The organism is Inconstantimicrobium porci (assembly GCF_009696465.1).
GTDB classification, from domain to species: domain Bacteria; phylum Bacillota; class Clostridia; order Clostridiales; family Clostridiaceae; genus Inconstantimicrobium; species Inconstantimicrobium porci.
The window spans coordinates 1-14,434 of the sequence record NZ_VULX01000022.1 but is presented as its reverse complement, the minus strand read 5'-3'; the positions used below and the strand labels follow the sequence as shown (position 1 = coordinate 14,434).

General features: G+C 30.3%; 12 protein-coding genes and 2 pseudogenes. 11 read left to right on the top strand and 3 right to left on the bottom strand.

The features are described from left to right. Window positions 1-48: 48 nt before the first annotated feature. Entirely contained in the window at window positions 49-441 is a 393-nt protein-coding gene (locus FYJ33_RS12165) for a (deoxy)nucleoside triphosphate pyrophosphohydrolase (RefSeq protein ID WP_154531994.1), read from the top strand. Between the two features lie 53 nt (window positions 442-494). Here the strand turns inward: FYJ33_RS12165 and FYJ33_RS12160 are convergent, their stop codons facing one another. After that, window positions 495-3,479: a DUF3427 domain-containing protein gene (locus tag FYJ33_RS12160; RefSeq protein WP_154531993.1), complete on the bottom strand. Its 2,985-nt coding sequence runs from the start codon at window positions 3,477-3,479 to the stop codon at window positions 495-497. Between the two features lie 212 nt (window positions 3,480-3,691). Here FYJ33_RS12160 and FYJ33_RS12155 point away from each other — a divergent pair, with 212 nt between their 5' ends. The 10 genes and pseudogenes from FYJ33_RS12155 (at window position 3,692) to FYJ33_RS12115 (ending at window position 13,577) form a co-directional block, all read left to right on the top strand. Further along, the gene (locus FYJ33_RS12155) at window positions 3,692-5,368 is read left to right on the top strand and encodes an SWIM zinc finger family protein (RefSeq protein ID WP_206046689.1); all 1,677 of its coding nucleotides are present in this window, start codon (window positions 3,692-3,694) and stop codon (window positions 5,366-5,368) included. A 165-nt stretch (window positions 5,369-5,533) separates the two neighbouring features. Continuing rightward, window positions 5,534-5,668 (top strand): hypothetical protein, encoded by a 135-nt coding sequence (locus FYJ33_RS16880; RefSeq protein WP_328598696.1) that lies wholly within the window; start codon window positions 5,534-5,536, stop codon window positions 5,666-5,668. An 18-nt stretch (window positions 5,669-5,686) separates the two neighbouring features. Next, complete coding sequence (locus FYJ33_RS12150) at window positions 5,687-6,781, top strand: BCCT family transporter (protein ID WP_328598697.1); 1,095 nt, start codon at window positions 5,687-5,689, stop codon at window positions 6,779-6,781. Window positions 6,782-6,968: 187 nt separating this feature from the next. After that, window positions 6,969-8,984, top strand: coding sequence for a putative bifunctional diguanylate cyclase/phosphodiesterase (locus FYJ33_RS12145; protein WP_154531991.1), 2,016 nt, complete (start codon window positions 6,969-6,971; stop codon window positions 8,982-8,984). 94 nt (window positions 8,985-9,078) lie between these two features. Continuing rightward, complete coding sequence (locus FYJ33_RS12140) at window positions 9,079-9,558, top strand: S-ribosylhomocysteine lyase (protein ID WP_154531990.1); 480 nt, start codon at window positions 9,079-9,081, stop codon at window positions 9,556-9,558. Window positions 9,559-9,775: 217 nt separating this feature from the next. Then, entirely contained in the window at window positions 9,776-10,720 is a 945-nt protein-coding gene (locus FYJ33_RS12135; RefSeq protein ID WP_154531989.1) for an L-lactate dehydrogenase, read from the top strand. Window positions 10,721-11,355: 635 nt separating this feature from the next. After that, entirely contained in the window at window positions 11,356-11,943 is a 588-nt protein-coding gene (locus FYJ33_RS12130; RefSeq protein ID WP_154531988.1) for a DUF1062 domain-containing protein, read from the top strand. A gap of 307 nt (window positions 11,944-12,250) precedes the next feature. Next, window positions 12,251-12,526: a CD3324 family protein gene (locus FYJ33_RS12125; RefSeq protein WP_154531987.1), complete on the top strand. Its 276-nt coding sequence runs from the start codon at window positions 12,251-12,253 to the stop codon at window positions 12,524-12,526. A 100-nt stretch (window positions 12,527-12,626) separates the two neighbouring features. After that, a pseudogene (locus tag FYJ33_RS12120) lies at window positions 12,627-12,971 on the top strand (DUF6544 family protein); the annotation flags it as partial. A 183-nt stretch (window positions 12,972-13,154) separates the two neighbouring features. Then, window positions 13,155-13,577: a YjdF family protein gene (locus FYJ33_RS12115; RefSeq protein ID WP_154531985.1), complete on the top strand. Its 423-nt coding sequence runs from the start codon at window positions 13,155-13,157 to the stop codon at window positions 13,575-13,577. A gap of 267 nt (window positions 13,578-13,844) precedes the next feature. Here FYJ33_RS12115 and FYJ33_RS12110 read toward each other — a convergent pair whose 3' ends face one another. Together FYJ33_RS12110 and FYJ33_RS12105 are read right to left on the bottom strand one after the other, a co-directional pair. After that, window positions 13,845-14,195, bottom strand: a complete 351-nt coding sequence (locus FYJ33_RS12110; RefSeq protein WP_154531984.1) for an arsenate reductase family protein — start codon at window positions 14,193-14,195, stop codon at window positions 13,845-13,847. 91 nt (window positions 14,196-14,286) lie between these two features. Further along, window positions 14,287-14,434, bottom strand: a pseudogene (locus FYJ33_RS12105) (IS30 family transposase); the annotation flags it as partial.

The window sequence follows — 14,434 nt, the reverse complement described above, 5'->3', positions numbered from 1 at the left end:
GGTTCTAGATGTTGATAAATAGTATAATTATATAGAGGTGAGGTACATATGAAGATAATTGAGGTTGTTGCTGCTGTTATTAAGAAAGATGATAAATTCTTTATAACTCGTAGAGGTTATGGGGAGTTTATTGATATGTGGGAATTCCCGGGTGGAAAAATAGAACCTGGTGAAAAGAGAGAAGAGGCTCTTCATAGAGAAATTAAGGAAGAACTTGAACTTGATATAGAAAATCTAGAGTTTTTAACTACTGTTGATTATGATTACCCAAACTTTCATTTAACAATGCATTGCTATTTATGTAATATATCAGGTGGTACATTACATCTAAATGCGCATAATGGCGTTAAATGGGTTACTCTTGATGAAATAGATAATGAAAAATGGATTCCAGCAGATGTTGCAGTGGTAAATAGTATTAAAGAAAAATTTTTAAAATAATATGATTAAAAAAGGATTAAATTCACGCATAGAATTTAATCCTTTTTTAAGAGTTAAGATGTTATATATTCATAAATATCAGGCCTTACAGGTGTTAAAAGTTGATATTGTATTTCTACGGCAGTTTTTGTTGTATTTTTCATTGTAAACTCATGAGGTTCACCAACAGCCTTTATCTTTCCAATAAAGTAGAATTCTTTAGAGATTTTATCATCTTTATTTTTTCTTACAAATAAATAGATGCTTACATTATCTTTTTCTGCATTATATACTTGTGCTACATCATCAGATGAAGCTGTTCTTCCTGATTTAGATATAGCAATTAATTTTGATTCTGATATAAATCTATCTTCGTAATTAATTGTATCGTTGATATCCTCATGTTTATCATAGTTAACGAATATAGGATATGTTTTGGTTGTTTTATCAAATTTATATCCTCCAATATTAAGAGGAACTTCGCCTTTTTCCCATTCTAATATTCTGCAAACATCATCATAAGTATATTTTTGATAAAGTTCAAAGCATGTATTCATATATTTATTACTATAGTTTTTCTCATATCTAGATATTCCAAATTGAATAAGTTCAGAAACTATAGTTTTAAAATCATTATTTTTAAGAAGTTCATTAAAATTATCTGATACAGCATAATCATTTCTATCTTTCTTTAAAAAGACACATTTTGCATAAGTTTTTTTCCCTGAACCTGTAGGAAATTCATTAGTCATTACATTAACAACATTATTTTTAGTTAGTGTAGTAAAATCTATATTATATAATTCTTTTAAGTCTTTACTTAAGTGAGTCATTAAATTGTTGTTATTACCACTAAGTATTGATTTTAATAATATTAATTCATGAGGTCTTTTGCCTGAAGCTAATTTTCTTGATATAAATTCAAGAAATAACTTTTCTGTATCGTTTAGTTCAATAGTATAATCTTTTTCGTATTTTTTTAAGAAAACATAGTAAGATCCAAGTGACTTATTATCAAAAATTCTTAAAGGATCTATTGATTCATAGTCATCAAAGTCCTGAAGGTGTGGAATCCTACCTATTTTTAGTTTTAGATGCTTATAGCTTTCTTTGATCATTTTTATGTCATTAAAGTTGACTTTATCTATTGAATCAAAGATCTTCTTCTTTGAAATCTCATCAAAATTAATTGTAGAACAGCCAGGAATTACTCTTGAACCCTCTGATATATATTTTCTTAAAGTATCTTTGTTGAATGTTCTATCGCCAGAAAGGGCAACAGGAATTAAAAAGTTCTTATCGTAATTTCCTACAAAATCTATGACAACAACATATTCTTTTGAGTTATTCTTTCTAAGACCTCTACCAAGCTGTTGCACAAATATTATTGATGATTGAGTAGGTCTAAGCATTACTACTTGATTTACAGATGGAATATCAACACCTTCATTAAAAATGTCCACTGTGAATATATAATCGAGTGAGTTTTCCAATTCTTTCTGTTCCAGTCTTTCGATGGCTTCTTCTCTTTCTTTTTGAGAACTATCTCCTGTTAATGCAAGAGTATGATAACCACGTTGATTGAATAGGTCTGAAAGTTCATGTGCTTCATGCTTATCACTGCAAAATATTAGGCCTTGAACTCTGTCGCCACAGTATCCATAAAAGTTAATTTTATCGATAATATGATTTACTCTATCTTCAGATACGAGATATTTAAAATCGGATTTATCAGTAAGTAAGACACCATTAACATATATATCAGATACTGCAAAATAATGAAATGGACATAAAAGATCTTCTTCTAGAGCCTGTTTAAGTCTTATTTCGTAGGCAATATTATAATTGAACATTTTGAATATATCAAAATCATCACTTCTTTCAGGTGTGGCTGTCATTCCAAGAAGAAAGTCAGGTGTAAAGTATTCAACTATTTTTTGATATGTTGCTGCACCTGCTTTATGAACTTCATCAATGATTATGTAGTCAAACTCATCTTTTTTGAAATTGTGTAAGATATCATCTTTAGATAAAGTCTGTATAGTAGAGAAAACAATATCTCTGTTAATCTCTTTTCTGCTACCAGATAAAATACCCATGGTTTTTGAGTCACCAAACACATTTTTATAACTTTCTAAGGCTTGAAGTGCAATTTGTTCTCTATGAACTACAAATAAAGTTTTTTTAGGATTATAATTTCGAAGCTCAAATGCGGATAAATATGTTTTTCCTGTTCCTGTGGCTGATATAAGAAGCGCTTTATGCTCATTATTTTCATGAAGCTTTGATAGATTATTTATAGCAGCAATCTGCATTTTATTTGGTCTTAATTTGTACTGTTTTATACTTGGAACTTTTGATTTCTTGGTATATTCGATTTGCTTTTTATATATCTCTTCATAAGTTTTTATCCATTCAAGCGTTAACTCATTTGCGTCATTCCACAGTTTATTAAAATCTGTTATGACATCTTGCGTTAGTGAACCTTCATCTAATGAAGAAACTTTTAGATTCCATTCCTTGTTTTTTGTGAGCGCTGTTTGAGTTAAGTTTGAACTACCTACAATTACCTTATAATAATCAGCATATTTAAAGATATATCCTTTTGTGTGAAAGTTTTCTTTGTCATAAACTCTTACTTCAATATTTGAAAATGATAAAAGCTTCTTTAATGCTTTAGGTTCACTAAAGTTAAGATAATCAGTAGTTATAATTTTCCCCTTAATACCTTTATCATTTAATGATTTTAGAGTTTCTAGCAACGGTACAAGTCCACTAGATGTTATAAATGCAACTGAAATATAGAATTCTTCGCATTTTTTAAGTTCGCGAATGATTTCACTTAATACTTTTGTCCCTTTTAGGTAGTCATTAATAATAAGCTTTGGTGTTAAAGCTAAATTACCGTCTAAGTTTCTATTAATAAAGCCTTTTTCAGTAGCTCTAAGAATTTCATTTTTTATTGACGAATCATTATTAATAATTGTCTTTGCATCAATGTTTTTCAAATTTAGTGTAGTCAAACCCCGTAACACCTTCCCTATATAATATAAAGACATTATAACATAAAGCTATAACTATTTGAGCAATATATCAAATTGATACATACAATGTGCAAATTCGACATATGTGGAAACAGTTTGGGAAATATACTAATTGAAGTAAAGTGTTTTACCGTGATATAGATATACTTATAATTATTTGTTGATAGTTGTATAATATAGTTAAACTGGAATTGATTTAATATACAAAGAAAGCAGGTATGCATACTATGGAGTATTGGAAGGATTTGTTTCAAAGTATTATATTAGAGCGTGGCTTGGATTACTTTCAAAATGGAAATGTATCAGAGCTAAAAGTAACAGATACTGGCTATTCTGCAATTGTGGAGGGTAGTGAATCTTATGATGTTGAAATACGAATTAATAGAGGTTCAGTGACTGATATGTATTGTAGTTGTCCTTATGCTGAAGATGGTACATACTGCAAGCATATGGCGGCAGCTTTATTTGCTATAGATAATCTTAAGTATGATTCTATTAATCTAATGACAAAACAAGAGGTACGTGATCAGAAAGCACTTATAAAAGTTATAGATAAAATTCCTGAAAATGAGATTAGAAAGATTGTCCTTGATTTAGCTAATGAAAATGATTCACTGCGTAATTATTTTATGATTAAATATTCTGATAATGTGAGCGATGAAGTGATGACAAAGCTAAAAAATGAAGTTGATAAAATAGCTGTGAATAATTCTGATGGTTATGGCTATGTTAATTGGAGTAATGCCTCAGATTTTATTAATGAAATGGAGAATTTTCTTGATGAAAAAGTTGACATTCTTATTGAGAAAAATAGCTTAAAGGAGGCATTTGAACTTACAAATTATGTTTTTCATTGTGTTGGAAATACAGATATTGATGACTCTGATGACGAAACATCGTATATTGCTAATAGATGCTATGAGTATTGGAAACAGATTCTTTACAAAGCAGATGAAGCACAAAAACAATATATGCATAAATGGTTTGAGACCCATCAAGAGGATTACGTTACAGATTATCTAGGAGAATATATTGAGGGATTTTTGAAAGATGAATTTTGTGACGATAAATATATGAGAGAACAGCTTAAACAACTTGATAAAATCATTAAAAAATATGAAAATAAGACTGATTGTGGAAGTACATATTCTCCGTATTATGGATGTGAAAATGCTATTATAAAGCGTATAAATATTATGAAAGATTTGTGTTACTCTCAAGTTGAAATTGATAAATATAAAAAGAAGTATAGGAATTTCTCAGCAATTCGAGAATTAGAGATTGAAGAATATTTATCCAAAGAACAGTATGATAAAGCAATTGAAGTGCTTAAAGAAAGTAAGAACATAGATAAAGATAATTTTAATCTAGTTCTAAATTATAGTAGACAGCTGATTGAAATTTATAAAAGGACAGGTAATACATTAGAATATAAGAAGGAATTATGCTATCAGGTTTTTTCTTGTCAACAATTTGATTTAAAATATATCAAAATGCTGAAAGTAGCATGTAATAACGATGAATGGATTGAGTATAGAGAAAAAATATTAAATCTTAGACTAATAAATTCAGTAAGGTTTTCTTTCTTAGCATTAGAATCACTTTATGATAAGTTACTATATGAAATTATACATAGTGGTACAATAGATGATTTGGATCAGTATGAGAATGTTTTAAGTAAGGAACTGCCTGAAAGAACAAGAAATGTTTATATAAATTATGTAATAAAAGAAGCTGAAAGAGTTTGTGATAGACGCGGATATAAAAATTTGATGAGGTATTTGAAGAAAGTATCAAAATATGAGGGTGGGAAAATAGAAGTTGAGAAAATTGCCAATATATGGAAGATGCAATATAAAAGAAGACCTGCTATGATGGATGAACTTAAACAAGCCGGATTTTAGTTTTACTGTACGCCTATCTTTTTAACGATACTTCTTTGATTAAGATCTTCGTTAAAATAAAGATATTTGATATAGCACATATTTTGTTTGAAAGAAGGTATAAATTGACATTTAAAAGCGTTGAACTATAATTAGAAGGTAGCACTTCTTGGAACTAAGTACACAATGACTGAGGATTTTTATAAGGATAGAATAATTGATAACGGCATAGATGTTATGATTCTAAATAAGGATGATATTGAACTAGTTAATCGAGTTATTTACGATGAATTATGTGTTGGTAAGATTAACGAAGATTAAGAAAAGAAATATGTAAGAATAATTAATGATATGAAGGAAAAGGGAGCAGAAGGTGTAATCCTTGGCTGCACAGAAATTGGACTTCTGATTAAGCAGAGTGATTCATCTCTTCCTGTATTCGATACAACGGAGATACATGTTGCGTTTATGTTACTGTTATGCATTTTATTTATTGTGAAACCAGATTTGTCAAAAGCAGTTCTTGGTAAAATACGTTTTTTGCTTGGTGATACTTTTGGTGTGTATTATCTTGTTATAGGTCTTGGCATATTTCTTATATCTATATACGTGGCATTTTCAAGATATGGCAGTATTGTGCTGGGAAATCCTCATGAGAAACCTAAGTACTCATTTTTTGTCTGGGGTTCTATGATGTTCACTGCAGGTCTGGCAGCTGATATTTTGTTTTATTCATTTTCAGAATGGCTTTTGTATGCTGTTCACCCACACATTAAAGATCTTGGGAGTATTCAGGACTGGGCAAGTGTATATCCATTGTTTCACTGGAGTCTGATTCCCTGGGGATTTTATTTAATACTGGCTGTTTCTTTTGGTTTCATGCTTCATGTTCGTAAAAGAAAAAGACAGAAATATTCAGAAGCATGTCGCCCTATATTAGGAAAACATACGAATGGACTTCTTGGAAGGTTAATAGATCTATTGGCTGTATTTGCTCTACTGGCTGGAACTGCCACAATTTTTAGTCTTGCTACACCATTAATGGCAGGCATAATTAATGTTGTTTTTCATATTCAGTTAAGTCGTAATGCAGTTACAATAGTTATTCTTGTTGTGACATGTATGATATATACATATTCACTTGGTAAACAGATTTCTGGTGCTGCTAATTTTATTGCTTCTTATAATAAATCAGGTGATTTATATGGAGTGATAATTTCGATGATTAATACGATGCCTTGTGCTGCACTAGTTTTGATACTTTTGACAATAGCACTTGTATTTTCGGACAGTTCTATGAGTAATTTACAGTCTGTAAGCATTATAGCGGCATTTCCAATAGGCGTTGTAATTTTGCTTATAACTGTAAGCTTTTTAAAAGATGCACGAAACTATTTAGATAATGATAATAAATATTTTACTATAAGGGCTTGAAATATATTTTTCAAGCTTTTTTTAATAAGATAATTTAGAAAAGTGAGAATAAGCTAAAATATAAAGAACAAAATTATTAAGATAATAAATTATTCAAAAAAATGTTGAAAAAAGTAGAAAAAACAGGCATAATTTAATTGAGTGTATTTGAATATTTTTAGGAATCTTTTTTGTGTGGTGGCTATAATTGTTAAATGATTCTTTAAATAGTGATCAAAGCGATATGCAGAAATATTTTAGTCTTGCGCTGAATCAAAATGATATAACTGCTCGGACTATAAATTTATCGACTAAAACAGTGCATAATCTTAATTGCATAGATGATGTGATATATTATAAATCAGAGCTAGGGGATAATATTAATGTAAGAAATTATGGCTTAGTAAGTGAAAGAATATTTCCTGATGATATAGATACATCAACTATGTCATATATGTGTTTTAATATAACTAAAGAGAAGATTGAGGAAGTTTTTTCGAAAAAACGTGATTATGAAATTAAGATAGATGAACTACCAAATGATTTAGAAACTGGATTAAAATTGGCTTTTAAAGAGATAAGTTTATCAAAAGGAGAGATAAACGATTTTTCAATAGAGTCTCTTAAGAAGTCTTACAGTGAAGGAAAAAGAAAAATTTCTAAATCATATTGGGCAATGCTCAGAAAAACTAATGAAATGGTATGGATAAAAACTGAGTGTAGACTTATAGAACGTAAGGACACTGGTGAAATAATAGCTTACTTTTTTAATAGGGATTTGACTGACAAGAATATTTTAAATGGAGTAATAAATAAATTTTCTAATTTATATTTTGAATGTTTTGCTGCTATTTTTGTGAAAAATGGGAAAATAAGATTTATTGACAAGGAGAATGGAGTTATTCTTATGACAAGAACAGATATTGCTCTTTATGAAAAGCTTAGATATGCTTCAGAACATGATTCTCTTACTGGTCTTTTCAATAGAGAAAAGGTATTTAGTAATACACGAAAAATGATTGATGAACATCTTGAGATACAGTTTGCTTTTGTACAATTGGATATTGAAAGGTTTAAGTTGTATAACTCTGATTTTGGTGAAAAAGAAGGAAATAATCTTTTAAAATATGTTGCTAAAATAATTAAGGAAGTTGTATCAGATTATCCAATATGTACCTATGGACGAGTGAATGCCGATAAGTTTTGTTTCTGTATCCCATATGATGAGGATAAATTCTATAAAAAGCTTGAAAATGCAAATGAAAGGCTTAATAAGTACCGTCAGGATTACCTGCTTCATTTTAAGATGGGTGTGTGTATTATAACAGATTCATCTAAGAGCATGGAAGATATTAATGTTAAAGCGGCTCTTGCAGCTGAAAAGTGTCGCTATAATATAAAGCATTTCTATGAAGTATATGATGACGAAGAAGAAAAAATTCAAAGACGGGAAATGGAAATTATTCATGATATGCATACTGCAATAGATAAGAAACAGTTTACTGTTTTTCTACAGCCTAAAGTTAATTTATATAATGAAAAAGCATGTGGTGCAGAGGCACTTGTAAGATGGATACATCCTAAGAAAGGTATGATACCACCCAATATATTTATACCTGTTTTTGAGAAAAATGGATTTATAGCTGACCTTGATTATTATATGTGGGAGCAGGTTTGTATACTGTTGAGAAAGTGGATTGATGAAGGCAAAAAAATAAATCCAGTTTCAGTAAACGTATCACGCATAAGCCTTTATAATCCTAATCTTGTACATAAGCTTTTAAAACTTATTAATAAATATGGTATAGCACCGCAATATCTTCATTTAGAGATTACAGAAAGTGCATATATGACAAACCCCTCAATGATGCTAATGATTATTGAAGATTTGCATAAAGCTGGATTTACTATCCTGATGGACGATTTTGGGAGTGGGTATTCTTCGCTTAATGCATTGAAGGACTTTCCAATAGATATGCTGAAGATAGATATGAATTTTCTTCCAAGGGGAAGTATGGTTGAAAGAAGTAGGATAATTATTTCGTCAGTAATACATATGGCTAAAAGATTAGGAATTAAAGTTATAATGGAGGGTGTTGAAACTCAAGAACAGCGTGATTTCCTAAGAGATTTACAATGTGATTATATTCAAGGCTATTTTTATTCTAAACCGATTCCAGTTACAGAATATGAAGATAAATATATTAATTTGATGGACTTTTGAAATGAATAAATATATACTATAAATTATCAGAGTAAAGAAGTTATATACATACTGAATCAGTATCTGTGTAATATTAGAATAGGAGTGATAGAACATGGAAAAGATAGCAAGTTTCACAATTGATCATAATAAATTACTTCCTGGAATCTATGTTTCAAGACAGGACAATATAAACGGACAAATCATAACTACATTTGATATCCGTATGACTGCTCCAAACAGGGAGCCAGTTATGAATACTGCAGAAATGCATACAATAGAGCATTTAGCTGCAACTTATTTAAGAAACCACAAGGACTATAAGGACAAGACTGTATACTTTGGACCAATGGGATGCAGAACTGGTTTTTATTTGATATTAGCAGGAGACTTAAAGTCAAAAGACATAGTACCTCTAGTAACTGAACTTTACAGATTTATGTCTGAATTTGAAGGAGAAGTTCCAGGAGCAGCTGCTAAGGACTGCGGTAACTACCTAGATATGAATTTACCAATGGCACGTTTTATATCTAAGAAGTTCTTAACAGAAGTTCTTGAAAATATAACTGAAGAAAGACTTATATATCCAGAATAATTGATAAACTTCATAGTCTCAGATGAGATTATGAAGTTTATTTTTTATATTTCTATAAAAAAAGTCGATTAACTCTTGCATAATAAATTGCAAAGGTTTAATATATTAAATTAATAAGAACTATTTCGAATAATTAGAAATAATTCAATAATATTTAAATTTGTTAAGCAATAAGTAATAAAACTTAAAATAAAATATTATATTGGGGGTTATATAAATGAGTGTAAAATTAAGAAAAGTAGGAATTATAGGAGTTGGACATGTTGGGGCACATGTAGCTTTTAGCCTTGCAACTCAAGGAATAGTTGATGAGCTTGTACTGGTGGATATTAACAAGCAGAAGGTAGTAAGTGAGAGGCAGGACTTGATTGACAGTCTTAGTTATCTACCACATAGGATTAATGTAGTTAATGGTGAATATGAGGATCTTGCTGATTGTGATATTGTAGTTCTTAGTGCTGGAAAGATCACTGAAACTGGAAGCCGTCTTGATGAGGTACAGTACAGTGCTAATGTAGTTGATAGTTTTGCAGATAGAGTTGTGTCAGCTGGATTTAACGGTATATTTATAGTTATAACCAATCCTTGTGATGTAATAGCAAGATATCTTTGGGAAAAGACAGGATTCCCTAAGAACAGAGTATTTGCAACTGGTACTGGACTTGATAGCTGCAGATTCAAAACAGTACTGTCAAGAGAAACAGGTGTTGATCCTAAAGCAATTTCAGCATATACAATGGGTGAGCATGGCGATTCACAGATAGCCGCATGGTCAAATGTAGTTTTTGGTGCAAAACCTTTATCACAGCTTGAAAAAGAGGATCCTGACAGGTTTGGTAAGTTAGATAAACCTGCAATTTTAGATGAAGTTAAAAAGGCTGGCTGGGTAACATTTAAAGGAAAGCATGCTACTGAGTTTGGTATAGCTTCAACTCTTGCAAGACTAGTTTATGCAGTGTTCCATGATGAAAAAACAGTTCTTCCTGCAAGTACACTTCTTGAGGGTCAGTATGGTGAAAATGGAATTTTTGCAAGTACTCCATGTATAATCGGAAAAAATGGAGTTGAAGATGTTTATGAACTTAATCTTTCAGATGATGAACTTAAGGATTACAAGAATTCATGTGATGTAATAAGAACAACATATAACTTAATTAAGTAACTGATATTGTATAGTGGATAATCTAGTTATAAGCTAATATTAAAGAAAGTATAAATGATCTAGATAATGCACTTTACACCTATGAAAACTTAAATGATGATAACATGAAATCATTAGTTGGAAATAGTATTAGAATGAGTTTCTATATCTAAGAAAGAGATGTTATCTTCAATTCTGGAAGATCTAGAACATATAGTTCAATAAATATAGACCTCATAGTTTTTTATTAAGAGACTATGAGGTTTATTTTTTTATAACGGCATAGTAACATAAATTATAGAAAATATGAGCAGGAGGTATATGACATGACTGAACCTTTTACTATTGCGTAGCAGAAGCTGTCGCAATATTTATTTGAATTTCAGGAAATGGAGACATGTCTCCAAACCTTTTTTTAGAATAGCTTAATGATAAAAAAGAGTTTTAAAGAGGAATTCGTCCTGGTTTAAGCAGGCATTCCAAATCTCTGATTTGGCACGTTCCCTTATGCAATGGCTTTGGAACTTCTGAAAGAGAAGTTCAATCCGAAATTATACATTATAAACTATACAATATACATTCAATATTTAAAATAATTGTTATCGGCTTCTGCTGCATCCTAAAATTAATATATTTTAATCTAGGGGGAAGCAGAAATGAGCAGCAGTCAAAAATACGTATGGAATATAGTTGCGGAAAATTTACCGGTTGTTAAAAGAAATTGTCCAAAGTGTAAGTGTAAAACTAACTTTATTAATACAAAGAAATTCAGAGTTAATGCCAATAAAAATAATATTGATGTGTGGCTTATTCACCAGTGTGAAAAATGCAAGTCAACATGGAATATGACAATTTATGAAAGGATTAATCCATCTGATATAGATAGACAACTTTACGAAAAGTTCGCGGCTAATGATGAAGAACTAGCAGTACAATATGGTTTTGATTTAAGTGCTTATAGCAGAAACAAGGCTGAAGTTGTATTTGATGATGTAAATTATAGAGTAGAGAAAAACAAGGATATTGATTTCACTTGTAAAGATATTGAGATAACTATTAAGACTAATTGTGTACAGGATCTTAGAGTGGACAAGTTACTAGCAGATAATACTAAATTTACAAGAAGCAGAATCCAGAAGATGTGTAAAGATAGCAGTATCTATGTTGAGGGTGAAAAGAATGCTGCAAAACTTAAAGTAAAGAATGACATGATTATTCATATAGAAGATATCCCATTAATGTGATTTGTAGACATACTATAAAAATTTGGTATAATAGTTGTATAATATAACAAGAAGGAGGACACTATAATGACTGAACCTATATTTAATGCATAGCAGGAGCCTATGTATCGATTTGTAAACAAAGATATAGTATAACGAACTTAGTAAATACATTTAGAAAAATGAGAAGTTTTTCACTAATTATGAATGAAGATATCATAATAATGAATTATGGATGAAACTCCTTAGTGCAACTTCAATATAAGAGGACAAATTCCTACATTGGCTTTTGCTATTTCTAGACAGTAAATTTGTTTAGGAGGGCATTATGAGCTATAGAAAGGCACAGAAAGTTTTGCCACAGGAACTTATCGAACTTATACAAAATTATGTGGATGGGGAATGTATTTATATTCCTAGAAAGAATGAAAAGAGACAGCAGTGGGGAAGCAATACTTCCACTAAAGCTGAGTTAAATAAAAGAAATGAAAATATATTTAATGATTATCAGAATGGCATGAAGACAAGCGAGCTTGCAGAAAAGTATTTTCTGTCAGTTAAAAGCATTCAGAGAATTGTCTTACAGTGTAAGGTATTAGCATGATTATTTTCATTACAATAAGCCTGCATCAAAATCAGTGATGCAGGCTTATTTGTTTTAGAAAGTATTTAATAAAGGAATCTAACAGTACAATGTTACTTGGCTTGGTGAATTAATATTTATGCCATCTCAATTTTTAAATGGTACTGTTCAATTTGATGAGGTTAATAATAACTCAGTTAAAGTAACTGTAAAGGATCATAATCTTGTAGTTAGTGGGGTATATAATTTTGATGATAGAGGTATGGTAAGAAGCTTTTCTACAGATTTCAGAAGTATCACAAAAAATGATGGAACACTTGAAAGAAGAAAATGGTCTGCTGTATATGATAATTATACATCTAAAGATGGATTGGTTTTACCTGATAAACTTATGAGTACATGGCATTTTGATAATGAGGATTTAGCATATTTTATTGGCACAAATTTGCAGTATTCATTTAATTAAGAAATAAGTATATAATATAAAATAAGAGATAAAAACACAGTTTCTGCCGGTAGTCAGAACCAGCACTTATATTTTATATAAGAGATTAGTTCATATCTCTAATCTACTTTAATTTAGTGCTGCAGTAACCTGCCCTCCTGGGTTGTCCGTTCTCTGAAATTTATTTTTCAGGAGGAACTACATATGATTAAGGAAATTAAGCTTACAGTTATGTTTGAGAATCCATTCTGGATTGGTGTTTTTGAATGCCATGATGGTAACAGCTATAGTGTAAGTAAAGTAACATTTGGAGCAGAGCCTACAGATGTTGAGGTATTTGAGTTTATTAAAAGAAATTTTTATAAGCTTAAGCCAAAGGAAGTAAAACTTGATGGAGGCAAGAAAACTGCTGCAAAAAAGAAAAACCCTAAACGTGTTTTGCGAGAAATTAAAAAAGAAGCTAAAAATAAGGGGATTGGAACAAAAGCACAAAATGTTATTAAAGAGCAGTATGAAGAAAACAAGGCTGAAAGAAAAAGAGCCAGAAAAGAACGTAAAGAAGAAAGAGCACAGAGAATGTTTGAGTTAAAGCAACAGAAGAGAAAAGAAAAGCACAGAGGACACTAGATAAAATAAATGTATTATGTGTAATGCATTCTGTTCTATAAATCATTATTTGTAGTGCGGTGAATAACTAATAACGAACAGAGAATAGTTTATATATTTTAAGCTGACAATAAAGTTTCTGATTATGTAATTATGGAGGTTTGGAGCATATATCCTCTATTAAATAAAATTCATACGCGTAGCGCTACGAATTTTGTCCTTTACTATTCGTTTTTCTCTGTTCGCTATTTGTTGGTGAAGCAAATATTGCTAGAGTTAATAAGTATATTATTTGTCAGCCTTAATCCATTGATTCCAAATCTCAGGTTTATTACCTACTGTGGCTTCTTTGCCATTTCTAACGATAGGTGTTACATATAGTGAAGGGTTTTTAAGAAGAATTTCTTCACGTATTTGGGCGCCTCTTATTTTATCCATGTTTAACTTTTTATAGTCTTTAGATGACTTATTTATAAGGTATTCAAGGCCTACAGCTTTTTTTACACTTTGAAGTTCACCATGGCTTAGTGTTTTTTCTTTTAAATCTATAAACTGAAAGTTTATTCTTCTTTCTTTAAAGAATCTCTGAGCTTTTTTAGTATCATTACATTTCTTAGTGCCAAAAATCTGAATATTCATCTAGTTAATCATTCCTTACATAAAAATATACTTGATAAATTGCAATAACAAATTGAACTAATTTTATTTTTCCATTTGAACCCTTGAATTTTTAAGCTGCATAGATCTCATCGAGGTACTTTTCAAAAAGCTCCTCTGGAGTTCGGTAGTCTAAGATTTTACGTGGAAGAGTGTTCATCCATTCTTCAATAAACCCTATGTTATCAACACTATAATCAGATATACGCTTTCCCTTGGGG

Bases quoted from the DNA above. Each gene is read 5' to 3' on its own strand.
- FYJ33_RS12165 (WP_154531994.1), top strand. From the start codon at position 49: ATGAAGATAATTGAGGTTGTTGCTGCTGTTATTAAGAAAGATGATAAA.
- FYJ33_RS12155 (WP_206046689.1), top strand. From the start codon at position 3,692: ATGGAGTATTGGAAGGATTTGTTTCAAAGTATTATATTAGAGCGTGGC.
- FYJ33_RS12125 (WP_154531987.1), top strand. From the start codon at position 12,251: ATGAGCTATAGAAAGGCACAGAAAGTTTTGCCACAGGAACTTATCGAA.
- FYJ33_RS12135 (WP_154531989.1), top strand. From the start codon at position 9,776: ATGAGTGTAAAATTAAGAAAAGTAGGAATTATAGGAGTTGGACATGTT.
- FYJ33_RS12130 (WP_154531988.1), top strand. From the start codon at position 11,356: ATGAGCAGCAGTCAAAAATACGTATGGAATATAGTTGCGGAAAATTTA.
- FYJ33_RS12160 (WP_154531993.1), bottom strand. From the start codon at position 3,479: ATGTCTTTATATTATATAGGGAAGGTGTTACGGGGTTTGACTACACTA.
- FYJ33_RS12110 (WP_154531984.1), bottom strand. From the start codon at position 14,195: ATGAATATTCAGATTTTTGGCACTAAGAAATGTAATGATACTAAAAAA.
- FYJ33_RS16880 (WP_328598696.1), top strand. From the start codon at position 5,534: ATGACTGAGGATTTTTATAAGGATAGAATAATTGATAACGGCATAGAT.
- FYJ33_RS12115 (WP_154531985.1), top strand. From the start codon at position 13,155: ATGATTAAGGAAATTAAGCTTACAGTTATGTTTGAGAATCCATTCTGG.
- FYJ33_RS12140 (WP_154531990.1), top strand. From the start codon at position 9,079: ATGGAAAAGATAGCAAGTTTCACAATTGATCATAATAAATTACTTCCT.